Origin of the sequence: Yoonia sp. SS1-5 (genome assembly GCF_038443705.2) — a bacterium.
Lineage (GTDB): Bacteria > Pseudomonadota > Alphaproteobacteria > Rhodobacterales > Rhodobacteraceae > Yoonia > Yoonia rhodophyticola.
Window position 1 is genome coordinate 1,560,196 of sequence record NZ_CP151767.2, and the last position, 22,029, is coordinate 1,582,224.

The following is a 22,029-nucleotide window of genomic DNA, read 5'->3' on the forward strand; positions in this document are numbered from 1 at the left end:
GCGTGATCAATCGTCCTTTTGGTCGTCGTCATCATCGGGCAGGTTGAAAAAGCTGTCCGCATCGCTGACGTCACGATCATCGGCCTTGTCATCTTCGTCATCTTCGCGCGGATCAGACAGGCTGAAGGTTTCAAGGCCAGCCATCGCCGCAGGCATTTTTGGCTCTGGCTCCATGCCCAGCGATTGTTCGGTGCTGACCAGCTTGCGCCGTTCGTCATCCGACATCACTGTGCCTTCCTTGGCCTTCTTGGCATTCGCCTTCTGGACGGCTGTATCAAGCTCGGATTGTTTGCAAAGGCCCAGTGCTACCGGATCAATGGGATCAATATTGTTGATATTCCAATGGGTTCTGTCGCGGATCGCCTGAATGGTTGGTTTGGTCGTACCGACAAGTTTCGAAATCTGACCGTCGGACAATTCAGGATGGAACTTGACCAGCCAATAGATTGATGCAGGACGATCCTGACGCTTGGACAAGGGGGTATAGCGGGGGCCGCGACGCTTTTCCTCACCCGCAGAGGCGGGGTTATAGAGCAGCTTGAGCTTATGCATCGGGTTGGCTTCTGCCTTGCTGATCTCGTCCTGGGTCAGCTGCTTGTTTGCAATCGGGTCAAACCCCTTGACCCCGGTGGCCACGTCGCCATCGGCGATGCCCTGAACCTCCAATTCATGCAGGCCGCAAAAATCGGCAATCTGCTTGAATGTAATGGTCGTATTGTCGCAGAGCCACACAGCGGTCGCCTTGGCCATGATCGGTGTATTGGACATGTCTCATCTCCTGAACATCTGACAAAGCTGTTCCACGCCCTTGAGGGGCAGACCGTTTCCGGCCGGGTTCGCATTGTCGGGGAACTTGACTGCTATATAAGGGGATCAAAGCCCGGATGAAAGATCAAAAATGCGCCTGCTGACGACCCTGCTGACCATTGCCGCATCACAGGCGGCCGCGAATGATACCGCTGGCGAGTTCGACTATTACGTCCTGTCCCTGTCATGGTCCGCCAACTGGTGCGCACTGGAAGGGGATGCGCGCAATTCGCCGCAATGCGATCCGTCCGAGGATCATGGCTGGATCCTGCACGGTCTGTGGCCCCAATATGAAAGCGGCTATCCAGAGTTCTGCCCCAGCGGCTTTGCCCCGCCGACACGGGGCGACACGGCCGCAATGACCGACATCATGGGCACGTCCGGCTTGGCCTGGCATCAATGGCGCAAGCACGGGGTCTGCACGGGCCTGTCGCCGGATGACTATTTTGCCCTGTCGCGCGCGGCTTATGGCCAGATCACCCGCCCCGCCGTGTTCCGCAAGCTGGAAGACGCCATCACCCTGCCAGCCTCGGTCGTGGAGGAAGCTTTCCTGAGGGACAACCCTGAACTGCAACCCGATCAGATCACCATCACCTGCAAGCAAGGCTATATCCAAGAGGCGCGCATCTGCCTTGACCGTGACCTTAGCCCGCGTCTCTGCGGCAATGACGTGATCCGCGATTGCACGCTGGACAACGCGCAATTTGCGCCGATGCGCTGATAAAGGGCCAAGGCGTGATAGATCAGACCTCAAGAACAGCCGTCCTGATCGTCGCGGCCGGGCGCGGACGCAGGTTGGGCGGCACGATCCCAAAGCAGTATATCCCAATTGAAGGCCTGTGCGCCTTGCGCCGCACCGTCGATCTGTTTTTGTCCTTGCCGCAAATCAACAGCATCACCACCGTCATCCATCCCGACGACAAGGCGTTATATGACGCCGCCGTGGATGGGCTGGTCGACCACAAACTGCGCGAACCGGTCCCAGGCGGCGAAACCCGCGCGGCATCGGTCAGAAATGGCCTGACATCGCTTGATCACATGGCCCCGGATTTGGTGTTGATTCACGATGCCGCCCGCCCGTTCATTGCCCCCGTCATCGTCGAAAACACGATCAAGGCGCTTGGGTCGCACCAAGGGGCATGTGTTGCGTTGCCGGTGGTCGATGCGCTTTGGCGCAGCGATGGTGACCTTGCCGCATCCAGCATCCCGCGCGACGGGCTGTGGCGGGCGCAAACGCCGCAGGGGTTTCACTTTGCGGCCATCCGCGCCGCACATGCAGATCACGATGGCACCGGGGCGGATGATGTCTTTGTCGCGCGGGCGGCCGGTATTCCGGTGGCCTTTGTGTTGGGTGATGAGGCGAATTACAAAATCACGACCGCCGCTGATCTGGAACGGGCCAAGCGGGATATCAGACAGCAATCCTGACCCTAGCCAACAAGGGTCTGCGTCAGGGGTGATTGTGGATCGGCCAAGGCCTCAATGACGTTGAAATGATGTGCGCCCGGGGCCACGACATGCGTGCAATTCCACGCCTCTGCCAACCACTTGGCCTGATCAAGAAACGCAGGGCGCTCCGCCCCACCCACCCAGACGGTCACAGGTGTCGCAGGCGGCGGCAGATGCACCGGGCTTTCGGTGCGGGCCTCTGCGGCATCAATGCGCAGGTCTGCATTCATGCGCGTCCGCTGTAACGGCGCCAGGTCCGATACCGGCGACACAGACACGACATTCTCGACCCGCGCTGCATTGGCATGCCGGGCCACCAACTGTCCGCCTGCGGAATGACCGCATAGGCGGACCGGCCCTGCAACACGGGCGCCGATGACGGCAATGGCCCGGCCGATTTGTTCCCCGATCTGACTGATCCGCACATCAGGGCACAGATCATAGGACGGCATTGCGACGCTCCATCCATCCGCCAGCGGGCCAGCGGCCAGATGCGACCAGTAGGATTTGTCAAACCGCAGCCAATAGCCCCCATGCACAAAGATGATCAGTCCTTTGGACAGACGGCTGGGATGGAACAGATCAAATCGCTGGCGGGGCGTCTCGCCATATGGCAAATCCAATTCGCACAAGGCATTGTCGCGAAAGGCCTGTGCAAGCGCTGCCCATTTCGCGGGATAGTCTGCACCGCCCGGAATATGGGTTGCATTCGCATACGCGTCATCTAATTCCATGGCTGCCCCTTTACCTTGCGCGCGCCGCGCGCTCTGATGTCGCAAATCCAACAGGAGCCTAACATGCTTGACGAGACCACCAACCTCAAATCCATGCTGTCGCGGGCTGACCTTGTTTGCGACACGGCCTATATCGGCGGGGCGTGGATCGCCGCGCAAAGCGGCAAGACGTTTGATGTGACCAACCCCGCCCGCGGCGATGTAATTGCGACCGTTCCCGATCTTGGCAGGTCCGAAGTTGCCGCCGCGATTGATGCCGCACAGACAGCGCAAAAGCCGTGGGCTGCAAGGGCTGCGAAAGAACGCGCACAGATATTGCGCAAATGGTTCGATCTGCTGATGGCACATCAGGAAGATCTTGCAATCATCATGACCGCCGAACAGGGCAAACCCCTGGCAGAAGCGCGGGGCGAGATTGCCTATGGCGCCTCATTCGTCGAGTGGTTTGGCGAAGAGGCCAAGCGGATTTACGGCGAAACAATCCCCGGCCATATGGCGGACAAGCGGATCACGGTGATCAAACAACCAATTGGCGTAGCGGCTGGCATCACGCCGTGGAATTTTCCCAACGCGATGATCGCCCGCAAGGTCGCCCCGGCATTGGCCGCTGGCTGCGCGTTTGTGATCAAACCCTCTGAATTGACCCCGCTTTCCGCCCTCGCCATGGCGAAACTGGCGGAAGAGGCCGGGGTGCCTGCGGGCCTGTTTTCTGTTGTGACCTCAAGCTCATCTTCTGACATCGGCAAGGAATTCTGCGAAAATCCGGTGGTCCGCAAGCTGACCTTTACCGGGTCAACACAAGTGGGGCGCATCCTGCTGGCACAGGCGGCCGATCAGGTGATGAAATGCAGCATGGAACTGGGTGGCAACGCCCCCTTCATCGTGTTTGACGATGCCGATCTGGACGAGGCCGTCACAGGGGCCATCGCCTGCAAGTTCCGCAATAACGGGCAAACCTGCGTTTGCGCGAACCGCATCTACGTTCAGGCAGGCGTTTACGACGCCTTCGCGGCCAAATTCAAAGCCGCCGTCGAGGCCCTGCAGGTCGGGGACGGCATGCAGGATGGCACCACATTGGGACCCCTGATCGAGCCCAAGGCCGTGGACAAAGTACAATCCCATCTGGACGACGCACTGTCCAAAGGCGGCCAGGTTCTGACCGGCGGGAAGCCGCATGACCTGGGTGGGCTGTTTTTTGAGCCGACAATCATCACGCAGGCCAGCAAAGACATGATTGTCTGCACCGATGAGACATTTGGCCCCTTTGCCCCGCTTTTTAAATTCGAGGACGAGGATGACGTCATCGCGCAAGCCAATGACACGATCTTTGGCCTCGCCGCATATTTTTATGCCAAGGATATCAGTCGGGTGACAAAGGTATCCGAAGCGCTGGAATACGGGATCGTCGGGGTGAATACGGGCATCATCTCGACCGAAGTGGCGCCCTTTGGCGGGATCAAGCAATCAGGCCTCGGGCGTGAAGGGTCGTCCCATGGGATCGAAGAGTTTCTGGAAATGAAATATATCTGCACGGGTATTTAGCGGGCCGTAGAAACCTAGGGTCAGGAACCTAGGCAGCCAGATCGGCTGCCTTCACACATCGCAATCCGCGATCAAGTAGCACCCGCGCTTCAAACGCCTTCAGCACGGTGCGGGCGCGGGCGTCATGTGTGATGTCTTCTGGTCTGCGGCCCTCCTCGGTCTCCCATTCCTGCACCGCCCGCAGCGCGGCATGTGCCAAATCGCCCATATAGAGGCTTTCGGTCCATGCGCCGTCACTGCAAATCACCTCATGACGATCAAAAAGCAGATGACAATAGGTGACCGGCTGGTTGCCGGGAACCCGCCCGATCCCTGCCAGGCCAACAAAATGATGCACCGGAACAAAGGCTTCGGGCGCGTCGCAGATAAGCTCCACATCAGCGCCCTGCACCAACACGCAATGCGCTGGTGACAGCATCATCTGCCGATCATTCCCCAGCGCGCCTGCAGGTATTGTTACGGCACGCAAATCCGGGTGCCACTGCAAGACCGCCCGGGCGATCTCGGCGGCGCGGATCGCACGCAGCGGCACATATCCATTGTCACGGCTTTTGACCCGCATGCCCGGCCTTAGCGCAGCGACCGGCACATCGCCCTGATCTGTCGCGATCATCGTACCGGGGGTGAAGCACGGGGTGCCCGGCACGCCGGGGGTTGGCGTACCCTCGACAAAGTTTCCATCGGCATCGCGCACAAACGACGTCCCGTTCGGCGCGCCGCTATTGATCGTCTCACCGGTGCCTTGCAAACTTCCGCCCGTCGGAAAATCAGTGGGCAGGGTCGTCGGCACGTTTGGTGGCTGGCCATAGGACAGGCGGATGTAATCGCCATTGGGTGCGACAAGATATATGGTGTCGTCCTTGTTGCCCTCGCCATCTTCCAGAAATCCGCCCTGCGCATTGCCGGAAGATGAATTGTTGCTGGCCCCGAAATAATCGGTGCGGCTGCCGGTGTATTCCCCGATTACAGCCGCGGTCTGACCCGCCAGAATGGTGCTGCCGGCGATGAACTCGTGCAGCAAGCCACGCTCTTGTGACCAGACCGCATAACCTTCCAGATCAATATCCGCATTTGTGTTGTTCTGAAATTCGACAAATTCGTCCTGTTTGTTGGTCGTGCCATTCCCGTTGACATCCACGGCGGCCCCGCCTGCGTTGTCTGCCAGAATCTCGCTGATGAGTATGCCATTCAGAAAGTCAGCCATGTAAATGCCTATCTTTTTGCTGCGTCACCCCAAACCTGATGGACCGCCTTTACCACTATTCAGCAGAAAATTCGAAAAAAATCCAAGCCGCAGCCAAGGATTGACCTATTGGCTGCGTCAAATCACCGTGATGCGCATGATGACAAGCGATGAGGACCTCGCGGCAGCGGCCGCAAATGGTGACGGACAGGCCTTTGCAAGCCTGCTTGATCGCCATTACGACCGCTTGTTTGCGTTCTGCTTTCGGCTGACCGGCGCGCGGGCCGAAGCCGAAGATCTGTGTCAGGATATCTGCCTGGCCCTGCCGGCCAAGCTTGCCAGCTACCAAAAGCGGGCCAAGGTCACGACCTGGCTATACCGCGTGGCGGTGAACGCCGCCCATGACCGACGGCGCAAACGCGCCACCTACGTAAAAGCGTCCGAAGGATGGGGCGATTGGGAAACTAACCGCACTGCCGCCAACCATGATACCAACGACCAAATCGACTGGCTGACCCAGGCGATGAACCAACTCAGCGATGATCTGCGCGACACGCTCGCCCTTGTGCTGGATGAGATGACACACGCCCAAGCCGCCGAGATACTTGGCGTCTCGGAAGGGACAATCAGCTGGCGGATCTCGGAAGCCAAAAAGGCCCTGCGCGCGATCAAGGAAAAAGAGGACGTGGCATGAATGACGACCTGAGCGACCTCAAGGCAATGATGGATGATGCAACGCCCCGGCCCGATGCGGCACGGCGGGCAGAAAATCTGGCATTGGCGCAGAAAAATTTTGACGCGCTCCAAGGATCGCGGACACAGCCGCGTCCCACTTCTGCAACCGAGGCAAAGGGCCTCTGGACAGGAGTAAAGACCATGCTGACTACTTTTACATCCAAACCGGCACTGACAACGACAACAGCCATTGTGGCGGTTGGTTTCCTTTATTTATCGCCGCAGATCATGGATAGCGGTGTCAGGAACTTCGGGGACTTTACTGGGGATCAATTGCTCAGCGAGTCGCCGCAAACGACTAACGACGTGCCCGTCGAGATCGCACCAGTGACCGCCTCGGAACCCGCGCCAACAGCGCCCGTCGCACCCAGCGTTCTTGCCGAACAAGTGGATGACAGCGCCAAGGCCGCGCCAGCGATTGCGGAGATGTTGTCGTCAAATAGTGGGCGCGCACGTCTGGAAAACAGCACAGATCTGCAGCCCAGGGATCTATCACGCGCGCTAGACGATACCGGTATAGAGGCCGGTACTGTCGTGTCACCGAATCGCATGTCGCAAGCTGACATTTCGGCCAATCCCGCACCCAACACCGAAACCTTTCCAACAGAAGCCCCCAACACCCTCAAGGTCACGGCAGAAGAACCAGTCTCGACCTTTTCCATCGACGTGGACACGGCCTCTTATGCATTTGTCCGATCTTCTCTTGCACGCGGGCAGATGCCGCCTGCAAATGCTGTGCGGATCGAAGAGATGATCAACTATTTCCCGTATGACTACGCTGCCCCCGACGCAGATGATGCCCCGTTTCGGCCAACCATCAATACGTTTCAGACCCCCTGGAACCCTGATACGCGCATTGTCCATATCGGCCTGCAGGGGGAAATGCCCAGCGACGCAATGCGTCCGCCGCTTAATCTGGTCTTTTTGATCGACACGTCCGGATCAATGGATGCCGCCGCCAAACTGCCGCTGCTCAAACAATCGTTCCGCCTGATGCTGGATCAATTGCGGCCAGAGGATGAGGTTGCCATCGTCACCTATGCCGGCAGCGCCGGGCAGGTCCTCGCACCGACCAAGGCGCGTGAGCGGTCAACGATCCTTGCCGCCCTTGATCAATTGCGCGCCGGCGGCGGCACAAATGGCCAGGGCGGGCTGCAGCAGGCCTATGCCACCGCTGACGGGATGGCCGAAGATGGCGAGGTCAGCCGGATCATTCTGGCAACTGACGGGGATTTCAACGTGGGCCTCAGCGACCCTGAAGCTTTGAAAGACTATATCGCAGACAAGCGCGAGACCGGCACCTACCTGTCCGTGCTGGGCTTTGGGCGGGGTAATCTGGACGACGCCACCATGCAGGCGCTCGCCCAGAACGGCAACGGCATCGCGGCCTATATCGACACGCTGTCCGAGGCGCAGAAAGTGCTGGTTGATCAGGTCAGCGGTGCGCTGTTTCCCATCGCGGGTGACGTCAAGGTGCAGGTCGAATTCAACCCCGCGCAGATCGCCGAATATCGGCTGATCGGCTATGAGACCCGCGCGTTGCGCCGCGAGGACTTCAACAATGATCGCGTGGATGCGGGCGAGTTGGGCGCAGGTCACGCAGTGACCGCACTCTACGAGGTCACGCCCGTCGGCTCACCCGCGCAACTGAGCGATCCGTTGCGCTATGGCGCCGGCACCGTGGCCGCTGGTTCGGACGAAATCGGGTTTCTCAAACTGCGCTACAAAGAACCCGGCGCGGATACGAGCGAGCTGATCGAGACCCCGATAATCGGCGAGAGTGTTCCGGGAACAGAGGCCAATTTTGCAACCGCAATTGCGGGTTTCGGCCAGTTGTTGCAAGGCGGCCAGTATCTGGGTGACTGGGGGTACGATGAGGCCATTGCGCTGGCAAACGCCAGTCGGGGCGATGACCCTTTTGGCTACCGGACAGAGGCCGTGCAATTGATGCGGCTGGCACAAAGCCTGGCCCGGTAAATCGCCAATAAGCGGATCAGGACACCCAGGCCAACCCGGCCTGGGTCGTGATCTTTGGGTGATATGCCCCGCTGACCCAGCCATCATACCCGTCCGCATCGAGCATCGCAAAGAAGGCAGGGTAGTCGATTTCGCCCTTGTCCGGCTCTGTCTCGTCAGGAAGTTGCGCAACCTGCACATGGGCCACCAGATCGGCGACATCTTTCCACACCGTGATCGGATCGCCCTGAAGGCGTGCTGCCTCATACACGCTGAACTGCAGTCTGACATTATCCGCACCAACCGCTGCCAGCACCTCGCGCGCCAGATCGAAACCTGACAGGAAATCGTCGCCCGCAACGGGCTTGATTGTCAAAATCTGCTTTGGTGCCTCTGCGGCGGCCCAGCGCAGATTTTCGACGAAGACCGCATGTGCAGCATCCCCCGTCGCCACGCCCGGCGCCACCTGAACATGGGAAGCGCCCAAGGTCTTGGCATAACGCAATGCGCGTTTGAAATCTCGTTGAAACCGTTGTTGCAAGTCCGGAACCGCGGCCCAACCACGCTCGCCCCCGGTGTAGTTTGGCGGTGGGCTGCTGATGAGCGCCATCTGCAATTCATATCTGGCCATCTCATTGACCACATCCTGCGCGTTCACGTCGTAGGGTTCGAGCACCTCGACCGCATCAAAACCCGCCTCCTTGGCGGCCGTAAACCGTTCCATGAACGGGATTTCCTGAAACAGATAGGTCAGGTTGGCACAGAATTTCGGCATCAGACCTCGCGTGTTTTTCACCCATACCATCCTACCCAAATCCTTGGTTCGCAATAGAAAAATGGGTGCCACAGGCGTCACCAGGCAGCAATCATTTCGAAAAAGCTTCCTAACGCGCAAGGTGTTCGCATAGCCTGACCTAGCGTCACCTGCCTTTCGCAGGCGACCTAATGGGAGGAACAATCATGAATAATCGAATGAGATTTGGCATTTTTCTGGCCCCTTTTCACAAGCCGGGCATCAATCCGACCTTGGCACTGGAACAGGATCTGGAGCTGGTTCAATGGCTCGACCGATGCGACTATGACGAGGTCTGGTTTGGCGAACACCATTCGGCGGGGTCCGAAATTTCTGCAAGCCCCGAGATCATGATCGCAACCGCAGCACCCCGAACCCGGCATATCAAGCTTGGCACCGGCGTTGTGTCTGTCAGCTACCACAATCCGCTATGGGTCGCCGAAAAGATCGTGCAACTTGATCACCTGACCCGGGGCCGCGTGATGCTGGGGCTTGGGCCTGGATCGCTGCCCACCGACGCCGCGATGATCGGGCTTAGCCAAAAGGACACGCGCGGTCTGCTGGCTGATGGGCTTGACGTCATCACCCGCCTGCTGCGCAGTGACGCGCCGGTTAACTTCGAGAATGACCGCTGGGTGCTGAAAGACGCCCGGCTGCATCTGCGCCCCTATTCGAACTTTGATCTGGCCACTGCGGCGGTTGCCTCACCCACGGGGCCAAAGCTCGCCGGTAAATACGGGACCGGCCTGATTTCCATCGGCGCCACGACAGCGGCCGGTTTTGACGCGCTTGCCCTGCATTGGGACGTGATCGAGGAAGAGGCCCGACACCACAAACAGCAGGTGGACCGGGCAAAATGGCGATTGGTCGGCCTTTGCCACATCGCCGAGACGGCCGAACAGGCCCGGCGCGACGTCGAATACGGTATCGAGCACTGGTTCAACTATTTCCAGGAAATCGCCGCATTCCCGCAGATGTCCATGCCCGGCCAAAACGCCAAAGAGATGATCGACTTCATCAATGACAGCGGCTTTGGCGCCATCGGCACACCCGAGATGTGCCGCGCCCAGATCGACCGGCTGTGGAAACAGTCCAACGGCGGATTTGGCGCCTATCTGATGTTGGCCCATAACTGGGCGAATTTCGAGGCGACCAAGAAATCCTACGAGCTGATCGCCCGCGAGGTGTTCCCGCATTTCCAGGGACAACATCTGTCGACGATGAATGCGGCCATGTGCGCGCAAAAAATGCGCCCGGAACTTGCGGAAATCCACGCCAAGGCAGTCGAGACAGCGCAGAACAACTATGAAACTGAAAAAGAAAGCCGTGGCGCAAAGGCAACCGAGCCTGCCGAGTAACACTGGCTGAACCGGTGCGGGGGCGCCGTTCAGCGGCCCCGCGCAACATCGCATGACATTTCGGTGAGCCTGGTTTTGCCGCAACGCAGGCGCGGCTATCTTTATGACCAACCAGTCTAGCCGGAGTATTGTCCATGCACCCGACCCGCCGCAACGTTCTGACCTTGTGTGCAACGCTGCCTTTGACGGCGACGCTCGCCAATATTGCCGTCGCCCAATCCACGCCGACATTCTACGCCGAAGGTGGGATCGCCATCGACGGCACAGATCCTGTTGCCTATTTCAAACAAGGCGCGCCAGTCGCGGGCGATCCGACCATTACACATGACTGGGAAGGCGCGACATGGCAGTTCAGCAGCGCCGAAAACCGCGATCTTTTTGCGGCAGATCCGGCCGCATACGCGCCGCAATATGGTGGCTATTGTGCCTATGCGGTCAGCGAGGGCTATACCGCCTCGACCGTCCCAGAGGCTTGGCGCATCGTGGATGGCAAGCTTTACCTGAACTACTCGCGTCGCATCCAACGCCGTTGGGAACGGGATATCCCCGGGCGGATCGCTGCAGGCGACCGCAACTGGCCCACGGTTCTGAACTAAGCTAGGGTCAGGACCCTAAGCCAGCTCTGCGGCTGGGATGATCGGAAAAAACACGCCCGCGGACCGCACACCAAACCACCGGGCGCCCTCATGCGCATCCTCTTCGCCCAGCTCGACCAGGCGGTAGAATGATTTACGATCAATCAACGCCTCAAGGTTGGCTCTGACCCGCACATAGGGGCTGGGTTCACCGGTTTCGGGGTCGCGGGTGACGCGGATCGGATGATCCGGGCCGGCGATCATGCGGTCGCCCACATTGGTCTCAAACTCCAACCCGTCGCCCACCGGGTTGAAATCAACCGCGACAAATGGCGCATCGTCAACGGTAATCCCTACCTTTTCGACCGGAGTGACAAGCACATAATCATCCCCATCCCGGCGCAGAATCGTTGAAAACAGCTTCACCAACTCAAACCGTCCAATCGGGGTGCCCATGTAATACCATGTGCCGTCGCGCGCGATGCGCATGTCGATATGCCCGCAATGCGGCGGATTCCACAGATGAACGGGCGGCAAACCGCCCTTTTGGGCAGCGCGGGCGCTAGATGCGAGGCTTTCCGCCGAGGGTGTCACAATCTTTTGTGTGTTCATTGTTTTTGCCATTGGGCTTGATGGGATTATCTGTTCGAATGAAAGATATAGTTCAACCGGAGGAATGTCATGGCCCACGACGCCGATCTTGTCGCCGATATCGAAGCGCTCGGCGCAAAGCTTGAGGCAGCGCGCACCAGTATTGCCGCCCGCTTCATCGGCCAGCCCCGGGTTGTGGACCTGACCCTGACCGCATTGATCTGCGGCGGGCACGCGGTGCTGATCGGCCTGCCGGGCCTTGGAAAGACGCGGCTGGTCGACACGCTGTCAACGGTGATGGGGTTGAACGGGAACCGCATTCAGTTCACGCCCGATCTGATGCCTGCCGACATTCTGGGATCAGAAGTGCTGGAAACCTCTGATGACGGGCAGCGCAACTTTCGCTTTATCGAAGGGCCGATTTTCTGCCAGCTTCTGATGGCCGACGAGATCAACCGCGCCTCGCCCCGGACCCAATCAGCGCTTTTGCAAGCCATGCAGGAAAAAGAAGTCACCATTGCGGGGCAACATCGCGCGCTTGGGATACCTTTTCATGTTCTGGCAACGCAGAACCCCATCGAACAGGAAGGCACCTACCCCCTGCCCGAGGCACAGCTTGACCGCTTTCTGGTGCAAATTGACGTCCCCTACCCCGACCGGGGCACTGAAAAGGACATCCTGATCGCCACAACCGGCGTTGAAGAGGCGCAATCGAGTGCCGTCTTTACTGCGCAAGAGCTGTTGGATGCACAATTGCTTCTGCGCCGGATGCCTGTGGGCGACAATATCGTGGAAATGATCCTTGATCTGGTGCGGTCCTGCCGACCCGACGATGCCGCCGCCCCCGAGGCGATCAAGGCCAATGTCAGCTGGGGTCCCGGCCCGCGTGCGGCACAGGCCCTGATGCTGACTGTGCGCGCCGCGGCCCTTTTAAACGGCAGGCTTGCCCCATCAGCTGATGATGTGCGCAGTATGGCCGTGCCAGTGCTGGAACATCGAATGGCACTTTCCTTTGCGGCGCGCGCCCGTGGCGAAAGTATCCATCAGATCATCAATGCCGCCGCTGATCGGGTCACCTCCGTATCTGCCGCCGCATGATCCAACCGCTCGCCCTACGCTCAGCCGCCGAGGATATCGCCGCGCCGCTGCCTGCCCTGCTTGCAGGGGCAGAGCATCTGGCGGCGGCTGTCCTTCTGGGCGATCACGGGCGCAGGCGCGCTGGAACGGGGGACACCTTCTGGCAATACCGGCCCGCGCAACCGCATGATGAGGCCCGCAGCATCGACTGGCGGCGGTCCGCCCGATCCGACAGTAATTTTGTGCAGGACAAGGAATGGCAAATTGCCCAATCCATCATCCTGTGGGTGGATCAGGCGGCATCCATGTCCTTTGCTTCAGAAAACCACCCGACCAAGGCAGAACGGGCGCGCACTCTCGCCCTTGCCATGGCGATCCTGCTGATCCGCGGTGGCGAACGGGTTGGCCTGACCGGCCTCCGGCTACCCCCGCGTCGGGGCGAGGCGCAATTGATGCAAATGGCGCAATTGCTCAGTGAAGACGATGCAATCGACTATGGGGCGCCCGAGGCACAAGGCATGTTGCCCCATTCCCGCGCGCTGTTCATCAGCGATTTTCTTGGCGATATCGGGCCGGTCGAAGAGGCATTGCTACGCGCCGCCGACCGCGACGTGCGCGGCACGCTTCTGCAAGTCCTCGATCCCCAAGAAGAAGCCTTCCCCTTCGATGGGCGCACCATCTTCCAGTCCATGACCGGCGCGCTGGAACATGAAACGCTGAAAGCGGGTGACCTGAAACAGCGCTATCTCGACCGGCTTGCCCAGCGCAAAGATCGGCTTGCTCATCTGGCGCGGATTACCGGCTGGCAATTCAGCACGCACCATACCGGCCAAAGTGCCACAAACGCGCTTCTGTGGCTCTACGGCGCGATGGAGCGGCGCGCATGATCCATCATCTCGCCCAAAATACTCAAAAAATCAACGCCACCCCAGGTGCTGAGGCCTGCATCTGATGTGGTCCATCGGCCCCATAGGTTTTGCGGCACCATGGCTGCTGCTGGGGCTTATCGCCCTGCCGATCCTGTGGATTTTGCTGCGCGCCGTGCCGCCTGCACCGATCCGGCGGCGGTTTCCGGGCGTTGCCCTTTTGCTCGGGCTGACAGACAATGAGACACAATCTGACCGGACCCCGTGGTGGCTGCTGCTATTGCGACTGCTGGCCGTCGCTGCCATGATCATCGGCTTTGCCGGTCCGGTTCTCAATCCGCAAGCCGCGCGTGATGGGACTGGCGATCTGGTGATTGTGCTGGATGGATCCTGGGCCGGGGCAGCCAGCTGGCAGGCAAAAATCGACAGGGTCGACAGCCTGCTGGATGAGGCTGCCGTGGCCGACAGGCGGGTGGCCGTTGTCTCGCTGACCGACCTGCCGAATGATGATTTGCCCTTCACCGCACCGCTTGAATGGCAAAACAGGCTGCCCAATCTGCAACCGAACCCGTGGCAACCCGCTGACCCCGCCGCCTATTTCGCCAGCCAGTCGGGATCATTCGAAACCTACTGGATCTCTGACGGGCTGGACTACGCCTCGCGCACCGACCTGCTTGAAACACTTGAAGGTTTCGGCACTGTCCGGGTTTTTCAAACACCCCGACAGACGACCGGATTGCGCCCCGCCCGGTTTGAGGACGGGCAGGTCCTGGTCTCGGCCACGCGGACACCGGTTGGCAACCTGACCGAAACCACCATTTCGGCCATCGGGCTGGACCCTGCCGGGGTAGAACGACAACTGGCAACCGTGCCCATGACATTCGACGCGGGCGAGGCCGTTGCCGAAACAGCCATGGTGTTGCCGCCTGAATTGCGCAACAGGATTACCCGGTTCGAGATCACCGGCACCCGGTCCGCTGCCGCAGTCAGCTTGACCGATGATGCGCTGAAACGGCGCGAAGTTGCCCTGATCGCAGGCCGGGACGACCGCGAAGGGCTGGAACTGCTGTCCCCGCTTTACTATCTGCGCGAAGCATTGGAGCCGACGGCAGACCTGATTGATGGCGCGCTCACGGATATCCTGCAGGCCAATCCGGATGTGATCATCCTCGCCGATGTGGCGATCCTGACCGATATCGAGGCATCCGGGGTCGAAGACTGGGTCAATCAGGGTGGTATGCTTTTGCGGTTTGCCGGGCCGCGTCTGGCCGCCTCTGATCTGGGGCGCAACAGTGAGGATCCGCTTTTGCCCGTTCGTCTGCGCTCCGGCGGGCGCAGCGTGGGCGGCGCGATGAGTTGGGGCGAGCCAAAGTCACTGGCGCCATTCACCGAAGACAGCCCCTTCTTCGGCCTTGCGGTGCCGACCGATGTGGCCGTGACGTCGCAAGTGATGGCGCAACCTGATCCCACGCTGGCTGACCGGGTGATCGCGCAGCTTGCTGACGGCACCCCGCTTGTGACCCGCAAGATCAGCGGTGAAGGTCAGGTGGTCCTTGTGCATGTGACCGCAAATGCCGAATGGTCAACGCTGCCTTTGTCGGGATTGTTTGTGCAAATGCTGGAACGGCTGGCCGTCTCGACCCGGCCCGCATCGCCCGATGCCACCGAACTGGAAGGCACCACATGGACGGCTGGCAAGATACTTGACGCCTACGGCCGTTTTGCAGATGCCAGCAATCTGCCGGGCATACCGGGCGAAGAATTGGCCACGGCCCAGCCTGGGCCAAGCCTGCCACCCGGCCTATATGCCAATGATGACCGTCAGATCGCAATCAATGTCATCGGAAAGGATACGATGCTGAGTTCTGCACAATGGCCGCCCAGGATCGTCGTCGAAGGCATGGCCGTCATGCGCGAAACCGCCCTGAAAGGCTGGTTGCTGGGCATCGCCATTTGCCTACTGCTGATGGATGTCGTGGCCTCATTGGCAGTGGGTGGTCGCCTGCGCGGGCCGCGCGCAGATGTTGCGGCAGGGCTGATGCTGCTGCTGTTGGCCGCGCCGCAGGCGGATGCGCAGACCCCGGATGAGTTCGCAACCACGGCCACGTCGGAGGTCGTGCTGGGCCATATATTGACCGGCGACCCCGAGACGGACGAGGTCGCCGCTGCGGGCCTTCTGGGCCTGTCGCAGACATTGTTCCGCCGTACCTCTATCGAACCGGCAGCCCCTTTGGGGGTCGATCTGGAACAGGACGAACTGGCCTTTTTCCCGTTCCTTTACTGGCCGATTACGGCGGATCAACCACTGCCATCCCGGACGGCCTATGGCAAATTGAACCGCTATCTGCGTTCGGGGGGGATGATCCTGTTTGACACCAGCGACGCAAACACCGCGCGGTTTGGATCAAGCTCGCCCGAGGGGCGCAAGCTACAGGCAATCGCCCGGTCACTGGATATCCCGCCGCTGGAACCGATCCCGTCCGATCACGTCCTGACCCGGACATTCTATCTGCTGCAGGACTTCCCCGGCCGCTATGCAAGCCGCGACGTCTGGGTCGAGGCCGCGCCACCGGATGCGGAACTGATCGAAGGCATGCCCTTTCGCAATCTCAATGACGGCGTCACGCCGGTAATCATCGGCGGCAATGACTGGGCGCGGGCCTGGGCCGTATCGCCCAGCGGCGCCCGGATGTTCCCGGTCGGGCGCGGCATGGCGGGCGAACGGCAACGCGAAATCGCCCTGCGCTTTGGCGTTAATGTCATCATGCACGTGCTGACAGGGAATTATAAATCCGATCAGGTCCATGTGCCTGATCTTCTGGACAGGTTGGGTCAATGACGGGTTCCCTGCTGCTTGACCCCTTATTGCCCCTGCCCATCCTGTGGATCGCGGCGGGCATTGCGGCGGTTGCAGTCGCGCTGGCAATCTGGCGCAGGCTGCCGGGGTGGTGGCTGCGCGGGCTTGCAGGGCTGGCCCTGCTATTGGCGCTGGCCAATCCGTCGATCCAGCGCGAGGACCGTGAGCCCCTGTCAGACATCGTGATGTTGGTTGTGGACGAAAGCGCCAGTCAGCGCATCGCGGATCGGCCGGATCAGAACGCCGCCGCCATCGCCAATATCGAGGCCGAGATCGCCCGCAAGCCCAACACCGAATTGCGCAAAGTCACGCTGGGCGACGGCGAAGGCGACATCGGGACCGCATTGATGGGCGCATTATCAGAAGCGCTTGCCACCGAACCCCAGGGCCGCATTGCGGGGATTATTCTGGTCACGGACGGGCGGGTGCATGATATTGAAAATGCACCCCGATTGCCTGCACCATTGCACACATTGCTGACCGGCCAACCTGCGGATTGGGACCGCCGGCTGGTCGTCGCCAACGCCCCTGCCTTTGCGATCCTGGGCGAGCAGGTCAACCTGACCCTGCGGGTAGAAGACCAGGGTGCGGCCCCGCCGGATACTTCGGTCGACCTGTCTATTTCCATTGATGGGGCGCCCCCGACAACGCTGCCCATTCCCATTGGGCGGGACATCGAATTGCCGATCGAACTGCCCCACGGCGGGATGAACGTTCTTCAATTCACCATACCCGATGCAGAAGGCGAGCTGACCAACCGCAACAATGCGGCCGTCGTTCAGATCAACGGGGTGCGCGACCGCCTTCGGGTGCTGTTGGTTTCTGGCGAACCGCATCCTGGCGAACGGACATGGCGCAATCTGCTGAAATCCGACAGTTCGGTTGATCTGGTGCATTTCACCATTCTGCGCCCACCCAACAAGCAGGACGGTGTGCCCGTCAACGAGTTATCCTTGATCGCCTTTCCGACCCGGGAACTGTTCCTTGAAAAGATCAATGATTTTGACCTGATCATCTTTGACCGCTACCGGCGCCGGGGCATTCTGCCGAGCGAATATCTCGACAATATCCGTCAATATGTTGAACAGGGCGGCGCTGTTTTGATCTCCTCCGGGCCTGAATACGGCTCTGCCGAAAGTATCTACCGGTCACCGCTGGGGCAAATCCTGCCCGGCGCCCCCACCGCGCGCGTGTTCGAGGAAGGGTTCACCCCCCAAATCACCGATATCGGCGCCCGTCACCCGGTCACCGAGGGGCTTGTCACATTTGCGCCCGACCCAACAAACGAAGCCGCCCCCTGGGGCCGTTGGTTTCGCCTGATTGATGTGCTGGTTCAGCAAGAGGCTACGACGGTGATGTCAGGTCTCGATGATCGCCCCCTGTTGATCCTGAACCGCATCGGCGAAGGGCGCGTGTCGCTGATGACCTCCGATCAAAGCTGGCTGTGGGATCGCGGCTATGAAGGCGGCGGGCCGCAACTGGAATTGCTGCGCCGTCTTGCCCATTGGATGATGAAGGAACCCGAACTCGAGGAAGAAGCCCTCTGGGCGGAACCCAACGGGCAAACCATGCGGATCATTCGCCGCACTCTTGATCTGGAAACACCAGACGTCACCGTCACCCACCCCGATGGCAGCGAGACCCAGCTGACGCTGGAAGAGGTCTCACCCGGTCGGTTCGAGACCTTGTGGGACGCGCCGGAAATTGGCCTGTATCGTCTGGATGACGGCGAGGAAACCAGTGTCATCGCCCTTGGCCCGTCTGCCCCGCGCGAATTCGAGCGGACCATCGCATCAGCCGAGGTTTTGCAGCCCATTATCGACAGCACCAACGGGGGTGTCATGCAGATCGTCGATGGCGATATTGATATCCGCAATGTACGCGAGGGCCGGCCCGCCGCTGGGCGCGGCTGGATCGGGATTACGCCGCGCGGCGCCTACCAGACAGCCGATATCAGCATCACTGCGTTATTGCCGGCATGGGCGTTTCTGTTGCTGGCCGCCCTGCTGATTGTTGCGGCCTGGTTGCGCGAAGGGCGTCGCTAGGCTAGCTGATCCCGATACGGTTGCAGATGGGGATTTGGGATGATTATCGGTCATATCGGGGCGCGTGCTGGCAGCAAAGGCGTGCCAAACAAGAATTTCCGCATGCTGCATGGCAAGCATCTGATCGACTGGTCGCTTGACCAGCTATTTGCCTGTGACCGGGTCGATCACGTTGTTGTCTCGACCGATTCACCCGAGATTTACGCCCATGCCGTCGCCCGCGGCTGCATGGAAATCGGACTGCGGCCTGCCGAACTTGCAACGGATACAGCGGCAAAATGGCATGTCTGGCAGCACGCATTGGGCGAGGTTGAAAAGCAGACCGGCCCCGCCAGCGCATTTCTGGACCTTGACTGCACCTCGCCGCTGCGGCTGCCGCAGGATATCGAGGCCGGGCTTGATCTTTATGCGACCGCACAGCCTGACATGGTGATGTCCTGCTGCGAAAGCCGCAAGAACCCCTATTTCAATATGTTAGAGACGGATGACACAGGCGGGCTGCATGTATCAAAGCCCTTGCCACACGGGGTCGTGGCCCGGCAGCAGGCGCCAATGGTCTATGATCATGTTGGTCTGGTTTACGTGGTGAAACCCGACTATCTGCGCCGCGCGCAAAGCCTATTTGACGGTCACGTGATCCCCTTGGTCGTCCCGAATGAGCGTGGACTGGACGTGGACAGCCCGTTTGACTGGGATGTCATCGACTATCTGCTGGGGCGCCAGATTGCGGATGGGCTGCGATCACCCGCTTAACGCCAGCCTTGCCAGAACCATTGTGAACGGCGCATCTCGGCAAAGCTCGCCGTTAGTGCGGCCGGGTCGTATTCTGTTCTGATCCATGTGTCGATGGCAATCGGGGCCTGCGCATTCCGGACCGCATAAACATCCAAAAAGTGATCCAGGATGCCGGTTTCCGTTTTGCGGATGTGAATATACCGGAAACTCAGCTGCTTGCGTGCCTCGTCCAATGCTGCATCGTGATACATCATCAGATAGATCGCCGCCGCCAGCCCGGTGCGATCAGCGCCCGATTTGCAATGCATCAGAAACGGACGGTCCATCGTTTCAAACGCATGCAACAGCTTTTTAAGTTCGGTGACATTCGGGGCCCGGCGGGCCGCCATCTGCACATTGACCAATGTCAGTCCAAGGGCGGCACAGCTTTCCACTTCGAACAGATGGTGTGGCTGTTTGGCCACCCCGCGCAGGTTCAGCACCGTCTTGATCCCGCGTGCGGCGTAGTCGGCAAAACGCTTGTGGTCTGGATGGTTAGAACGGAATGCGCCGGGCGCGAACTCTTCGAAATTGTGCCATTTCTTTCGCAGAACCCCGTGATCCAGCCAATTCAGATGCCATTGCGACCTGCGCCGCTCTTTGGGATCAACAATGTCGTGGCCGAACGAATTGCGCCAGTCGCGTTCCAACTTCTCAAGTATTTGCAGCAAACCGCGGATCATAATCGCCCTGTCTTCGACCAACGGTCTTCACTTGGCGCATTGGCAGCGGTATTGCAATGGGCGGCACCCATTTGCAGAGGCGTTTGATCATGTCATCAAAAAGTGCGCAGGAGAGAATTTGATGGAAATTTCAGGTCGCAAAATCGGACCATCCCATCCCCCCTTGGTGATCGCCGAAATCGGCATCAACCACGGTGGTGACCTGGATGTCGCCAAACAGATGGTGCGGCTGGCTGCTGGCGCCGGATGTGAAATGATCAAGCATCAGACCCATATCATCGAAGATGAGATGACAGACGAGGCCAAACAGATTTTCCCGCCCAATGCGGACAAGTCGATCTGGGATGTGATGGCCGAATGCGCCCTGTCGCAAGAGGACGAGGCCGAGTTGAAACGCTATAGCGAAGAGTTGGGGATCATCTGGATTTCCACCCCGTTTTCGCGCGCCGCTGCCGATTTTCTCGAAACGCTTGACGTACCTGCCTACAAGATCGGGTCGGGCGAGGCCGATAACCTGCCGCTGATCCGCCACATTGCCCGCAAAGGAAAGCCCGTGATCATGTCTACGGGCATGCAAAGCATCGAGACGATCCGCGATTCCGTCAAAATTCTGGATGACGCCGGGGTGGAATATGCCTTGCTGGAATGCACCAATCTCTACCCATCGCCACCTGAAATCGTATCGCTGCAGGGCGTCACCGACCTCAGGAACGCGTTTCCGGGGGCCGTTGTGGGCTTTTCAGACCATTCCATCGGGCCTGAGATGGCGCTTGCCTCTGTGGCCCTTGGCTCCTGTATCCTCGAGCGGCACTACACGGACACCCGCTATCGCAAGGGTCCGGATATCATCAACTCGATGGACCCTGCCGAGCTGCGCCTGCTGATTGACCGGTCGCGGGAGATCCACACCGCATTGATGAACCCCAAACAACGCACCGACGCCGAAGAGGACGTGTATCGCTTTGCGCGGGCCTCGGTTGTTGCGGACCGCGATCTGTCTGCGGGGCATGTGATCACCGAGGCTGATATCTGGGCACGCCGTCCGGGGTCAGGCGAGATTGCCGGATATGACTTTGACACGGTGGTCGGAATGACATTGACCCGCGACGTGACCCGGAACACCCAGCTGAAATGGAGCGATCTGGATGAATGATCCGGATCCGATCCGCGCTGATCTCGGTATTTGGCTGATCAACCTCGACAAGGATCAGGAACGGCGCGAAAAGATGCAAGCCCAGCTGGATGCATTGGGGCTTCGCTATCAACGGTTTGCGGCAATCAATGGCAAAGAGCAGGCCGAAACTTTGAGCAAACGCGCTGACGCACAAGCATATGCACGCAATATGGGAAGTCCGATTCTTCCTGGAAAGATGGGCTGCTATGCCAGCCACATAGCCGTATGGGAGGCTTTCCTCGCCTCCACATACAAATTTGCACTGATACTGGAGGATGACGTCGTTTTTCACGACGATTTTCTGACAAGCCTCGGTTTGGCACTTGAAGCCGAAGATCACTGGGACACATTGCGGTTCAATTGCATTCGGGCCAAGCTACCGGTCCGGCAACGATCTATCGGCGCCTACCAGCTCAATGCGTATATCGGGCCCTTTACCGGCAACGCGACCTATTTGTTGAAACGCGATGTGGCAGAACGTTTACTTCCGAACTTGTGGCCACAGACCCGCGCGTTCGACCACGAGCTCAATAGATTTTTCAAACATAACTATCGGCAACTTGGGATGGAACCGTTTTCAAGCCATGTCGACGACGGCAATGTCAGTTCGATTACCGGCACGCAGTTCGCCTTGGTCAATAAATTCAAATGGTACAAGCGGCTACCGCATTATCGGCTGAAGGCGGGGAACTATCTGCGCCGGTTATTTTGGCTCTGGCGCAACGGGATGTGGCCTTCAAAAACAAGCGGCGCCTAGCGTTAGGCCCCCTTAGTTTTGTAGCCCAGTTTACTGACTTTGGGCCATCATGCAGCATAGTGCCATAAAATCG

At 59.5% G+C, this 22,029-nt stretch carries 20 protein-coding genes; 14 read left to right on the forward strand and 6 right to left on the reverse strand.

The window, feature by feature from the left end; translation table 11 throughout:
- Nucleotides 1-6: 6 nt before the first annotated feature.
- Nucleotides 7-768 (reverse strand): cell cycle transcriptional regulator TrcR, encoded by a 762-nt coding sequence (locus tag AABB31_RS09385; protein WP_342078398.1) that lies wholly within the window; start codon nt 766-768, stop codon nt 7-9.
- Between the two features lie 130 nt (nt 769-898).
- Here AABB31_RS09385 and AABB31_RS09390 point away from each other — a divergent pair, with 130 nt between their 5' ends.
- Both AABB31_RS09390 and ispD read left to right on the forward strand, forming a co-directional pair.
- The gene (locus tag AABB31_RS09390) at nt 899-1,528 is read left to right on the forward strand and encodes a ribonuclease T2 (RefSeq protein WP_342078397.1); all 630 of its coding nucleotides are present in this window, start codon (nt 899-901) and stop codon (nt 1,526-1,528) included.
- Between the two features lie 14 nt (nt 1,529-1,542).
- Nucleotides 1,543-2,235 carry a 2-C-methyl-D-erythritol 4-phosphate cytidylyltransferase gene (gene ispD / locus AABB31_RS09395; RefSeq protein WP_342078396.1) on the forward strand — a complete coding sequence of 231 codons (693 nt, stop codon included), beginning with the start codon at nt 1,543-1,545 and terminating at the stop codon, nt 2,233-2,235.
- A gap of 2 nt (nt 2,236-2,237) precedes the next feature.
- Here the strand turns inward: ispD and AABB31_RS09400 are convergent, their stop codons facing one another.
- A complete protein-coding gene (locus AABB31_RS09400) occupies nt 2,238-2,990 on the reverse strand; it encodes an alpha/beta hydrolase (protein ID WP_342078395.1) in 753 nt (250 codons plus the stop codon).
- A 63-nt stretch (nt 2,991-3,053) separates the two neighbouring features.
- Here AABB31_RS09400 and AABB31_RS09405 point away from each other — a divergent pair, with 63 nt between their 5' ends.
- Entirely contained in the window at nt 3,054-4,532 is a 1,479-nt protein-coding gene (locus tag AABB31_RS09405) for an NAD-dependent succinate-semialdehyde dehydrogenase (protein WP_342078394.1), read from the forward strand.
- A gap of 28 nt (nt 4,533-4,560) precedes the next feature.
- Here AABB31_RS09405 and AABB31_RS09410 read toward each other — a convergent pair whose 3' ends face one another.
- Nucleotides 4,561-5,736: a Hint domain-containing protein gene (locus tag AABB31_RS09410; protein ID WP_373635672.1), complete on the reverse strand. Its 1,176-nt coding sequence runs from the start codon at nt 5,734-5,736 to the stop codon at nt 4,561-4,563.
- A gap of 136 nt (nt 5,737-5,872) precedes the next feature.
- Between AABB31_RS09410 and AABB31_RS09415 the strand changes: the two genes are divergently transcribed.
- Nucleotides 5,873-6,409, forward strand: a complete 537-nt coding sequence (locus AABB31_RS09415) for an RNA polymerase sigma factor (RefSeq protein WP_342078392.1) — start codon at nt 5,873-5,875, stop codon at nt 6,407-6,409.
- Nucleotides 6,406-8,427 (forward strand): von Willebrand factor type A domain-containing protein, encoded by a 2,022-nt coding sequence (locus tag AABB31_RS09420; protein ID WP_342078391.1) that lies wholly within the window; start codon nt 6,406-6,408, stop codon nt 8,425-8,427. Before AABB31_RS09415 ends, AABB31_RS09420 begins: the two co-directional genes overlap by 4 nt.
- A gap of 16 nt (nt 8,428-8,443) precedes the next feature.
- Here AABB31_RS09420 and AABB31_RS09425 read toward each other — a convergent pair whose 3' ends face one another.
- Nucleotides 8,444-9,202, reverse strand: a complete 759-nt coding sequence (locus tag AABB31_RS09425) for a TIM barrel protein (RefSeq protein ID WP_342078390.1) — start codon at nt 9,200-9,202, stop codon at nt 8,444-8,446.
- 164 nt (nt 9,203-9,366) lie between these two features.
- Between AABB31_RS09425 and AABB31_RS09430 the strand changes: the two genes are divergently transcribed.
- Together AABB31_RS09430 and AABB31_RS09435 are read left to right on the forward strand one after the other, a co-directional pair.
- Nucleotides 9,367-10,557, forward strand: coding sequence for an LLM class flavin-dependent oxidoreductase (locus AABB31_RS09430; RefSeq protein WP_342078389.1), 1,191 nt, complete (start codon nt 9,367-9,369; stop codon nt 10,555-10,557).
- Between the two features lie 134 nt (nt 10,558-10,691).
- Nucleotides 10,692-11,153, forward strand: coding sequence for a YHS domain-containing (seleno)protein (locus tag AABB31_RS09435; protein ID WP_342078388.1), 462 nt, complete (start codon nt 10,692-10,694; stop codon nt 11,151-11,153).
- Between the two features lie 15 nt (nt 11,154-11,168).
- On the opposite strand, the gene AABB31_RS09440 is transcribed toward AABB31_RS09435, so the two are convergent.
- Nucleotides 11,169-11,744, reverse strand: coding sequence for a DUF1285 domain-containing protein (locus AABB31_RS09440; protein ID WP_342078387.1), 576 nt, complete (start codon nt 11,742-11,744; stop codon nt 11,169-11,171).
- A 69-nt stretch (nt 11,745-11,813) separates the two neighbouring features.
- Here AABB31_RS09440 and AABB31_RS09445 point away from each other — a divergent pair, with 69 nt between their 5' ends.
- The 5 genes from AABB31_RS09445 (at nt 11,814) to AABB31_RS09465 (ending at nt 19,321) form a co-directional block, all read left to right on the forward strand.
- Nucleotides 11,814-12,821, forward strand: a complete 1,008-nt coding sequence (locus tag AABB31_RS09445; protein ID WP_342078386.1) for a MoxR family ATPase — start codon at nt 11,814-11,816, stop codon at nt 12,819-12,821.
- Nucleotides 12,818-13,687 (forward strand): DUF58 domain-containing protein, encoded by an 870-nt coding sequence (locus AABB31_RS09450; protein WP_342078385.1) that lies wholly within the window; start codon nt 12,818-12,820, stop codon nt 13,685-13,687. Before AABB31_RS09445 ends, AABB31_RS09450 begins: the two co-directional genes overlap by 4 nt.
- A gap of 64 nt (nt 13,688-13,751) precedes the next feature.
- Nucleotides 13,752-16,505, forward strand: a complete 2,754-nt coding sequence (locus tag AABB31_RS09455) for a DUF4159 domain-containing protein (RefSeq protein WP_373635673.1) — start codon at nt 13,752-13,754, stop codon at nt 16,503-16,505.
- Entirely contained in the window at nt 16,502-18,568 is a 2,067-nt protein-coding gene (locus tag AABB31_RS09460) for a hypothetical protein (protein ID WP_342078384.1), read from the forward strand. Before AABB31_RS09455 ends, AABB31_RS09460 begins: the two co-directional genes overlap by 4 nt.
- Before the next feature lie 39 nt (nt 18,569-18,607).
- Nucleotides 18,608-19,321, forward strand: coding sequence for an acylneuraminate cytidylyltransferase family protein (locus tag AABB31_RS09465; protein WP_342078383.1), 714 nt, complete (start codon nt 18,608-18,610; stop codon nt 19,319-19,321).
- Here AABB31_RS09465 and AABB31_RS09470 read toward each other — a convergent pair.
- A complete protein-coding gene (locus tag AABB31_RS09470) occupies nt 19,318-20,025 on the reverse strand; it encodes a tyrosine-protein phosphatase (protein ID WP_342078382.1) in 708 nt (235 codons plus the stop codon). The genes AABB31_RS09465 and AABB31_RS09470 overlap by 4 nt on opposite strands.
- Before the next feature lie 121 nt (nt 20,026-20,146).
- Here AABB31_RS09470 and AABB31_RS09475 point away from each other — a divergent pair, with 121 nt between their 5' ends.
- Both AABB31_RS09475 and AABB31_RS09480 read left to right on the forward strand, forming a co-directional pair.
- Nucleotides 20,147-21,178: an N-acetylneuraminate synthase family protein gene (locus AABB31_RS09475; protein ID WP_342078381.1), complete on the forward strand. Its 1,032-nt coding sequence runs from the start codon at nt 20,147-20,149 to the stop codon at nt 21,176-21,178.
- Complete coding sequence (locus AABB31_RS09480) at nt 21,171-21,956, forward strand: glycosyltransferase family 25 protein (protein ID WP_342078380.1); 786 nt, start codon at nt 21,171-21,173, stop codon at nt 21,954-21,956. The genes AABB31_RS09475 and AABB31_RS09480 overlap by 8 nt, the downstream gene beginning before the upstream one ends.
- The last annotated feature ends 73 nt before the right edge of the window (nt 21,957-22,029 follow it).

What these genes read in the sequence shown, in the direction of transcription:
- AABB31_RS09385 (WP_342078398.1), bottom strand. Translation starts at nt 768, where the DNA reads ATGTCCAATACACCGATCATGGCCAAGGCGACCGCTGTGTGGCTCTGC.
- AABB31_RS09390 (WP_342078397.1), top strand. Translation starts at nt 899, where the DNA reads ATGCGCCTGCTGACGACCCTGCTGACCATTGCCGCATCACAGGCGGCC.
- AABB31_RS09400 (WP_342078395.1), bottom strand. Translation starts at nt 2,990, where the DNA reads ATGGAATTAGATGACGCGTATGCGAATGCAACCCATATTCCGGGCGGT.
- AABB31_RS09405 (WP_342078394.1), top strand. Translation starts at nt 3,054, where the DNA reads ATGCTTGACGAGACCACCAACCTCAAATCCATGCTGTCGCGGGCTGAC.
- AABB31_RS09410 (WP_373635672.1), bottom strand. Translation starts at nt 5,736, where the DNA reads ATGGCTGACTTTCTGAATGGCATACTCATCAGCGAGATTCTGGCAGAC.
- AABB31_RS09415 (WP_342078392.1), top strand. Translation starts at nt 5,873, where the DNA reads ATGATGACAAGCGATGAGGACCTCGCGGCAGCGGCCGCAAATGGTGAC.
- AABB31_RS09420 (WP_342078391.1), top strand. Translation starts at nt 6,406, where the DNA reads ATGAATGACGACCTGAGCGACCTCAAGGCAATGATGGATGATGCAACG.
- AABB31_RS09430 (WP_342078389.1), top strand. Translation starts at nt 9,367, where the DNA reads ATGAATAATCGAATGAGATTTGGCATTTTTCTGGCCCCTTTTCACAAG.
- AABB31_RS09435 (WP_342078388.1), top strand. Translation starts at nt 10,692, where the DNA reads ATGCACCCGACCCGCCGCAACGTTCTGACCTTGTGTGCAACGCTGCCT.
- AABB31_RS09440 (WP_342078387.1), bottom strand. Translation starts at nt 11,744, where the DNA reads ATGAACACACAAAAGATTGTGACACCCTCGGCGGAAAGCCTCGCATCT.
- AABB31_RS09445 (WP_342078386.1), top strand. Translation starts at nt 11,814, where the DNA reads ATGGCCCACGACGCCGATCTTGTCGCCGATATCGAAGCGCTCGGCGCA.
- AABB31_RS09450 (WP_342078385.1), top strand. Translation starts at nt 12,818, where the DNA reads ATGATCCAACCGCTCGCCCTACGCTCAGCCGCCGAGGATATCGCCGCG.
- AABB31_RS09455 (WP_373635673.1), top strand. Translation starts at nt 13,752, where the DNA reads ATGTGGTCCATCGGCCCCATAGGTTTTGCGGCACCATGGCTGCTGCTG.
- AABB31_RS09460 (WP_342078384.1), top strand. Translation starts at nt 16,502, where the DNA reads ATGACGGGTTCCCTGCTGCTTGACCCCTTATTGCCCCTGCCCATCCTG.
- AABB31_RS09465 (WP_342078383.1), top strand. Translation starts at nt 18,608, where the DNA reads ATGATTATCGGTCATATCGGGGCGCGTGCTGGCAGCAAAGGCGTGCCA.
- AABB31_RS09470 (WP_342078382.1), bottom strand. Translation starts at nt 20,025, where the DNA reads ATGATCCGCGGTTTGCTGCAAATACTTGAGAAGTTGGAACGCGACTGG.
- AABB31_RS09475 (WP_342078381.1), top strand. Translation starts at nt 20,147, where the DNA reads ATGGAAATTTCAGGTCGCAAAATCGGACCATCCCATCCCCCCTTGGTG.
- AABB31_RS09480 (WP_342078380.1), top strand. Translation starts at nt 21,171, where the DNA reads ATGAATGATCCGGATCCGATCCGCGCTGATCTCGGTATTTGGCTGATC.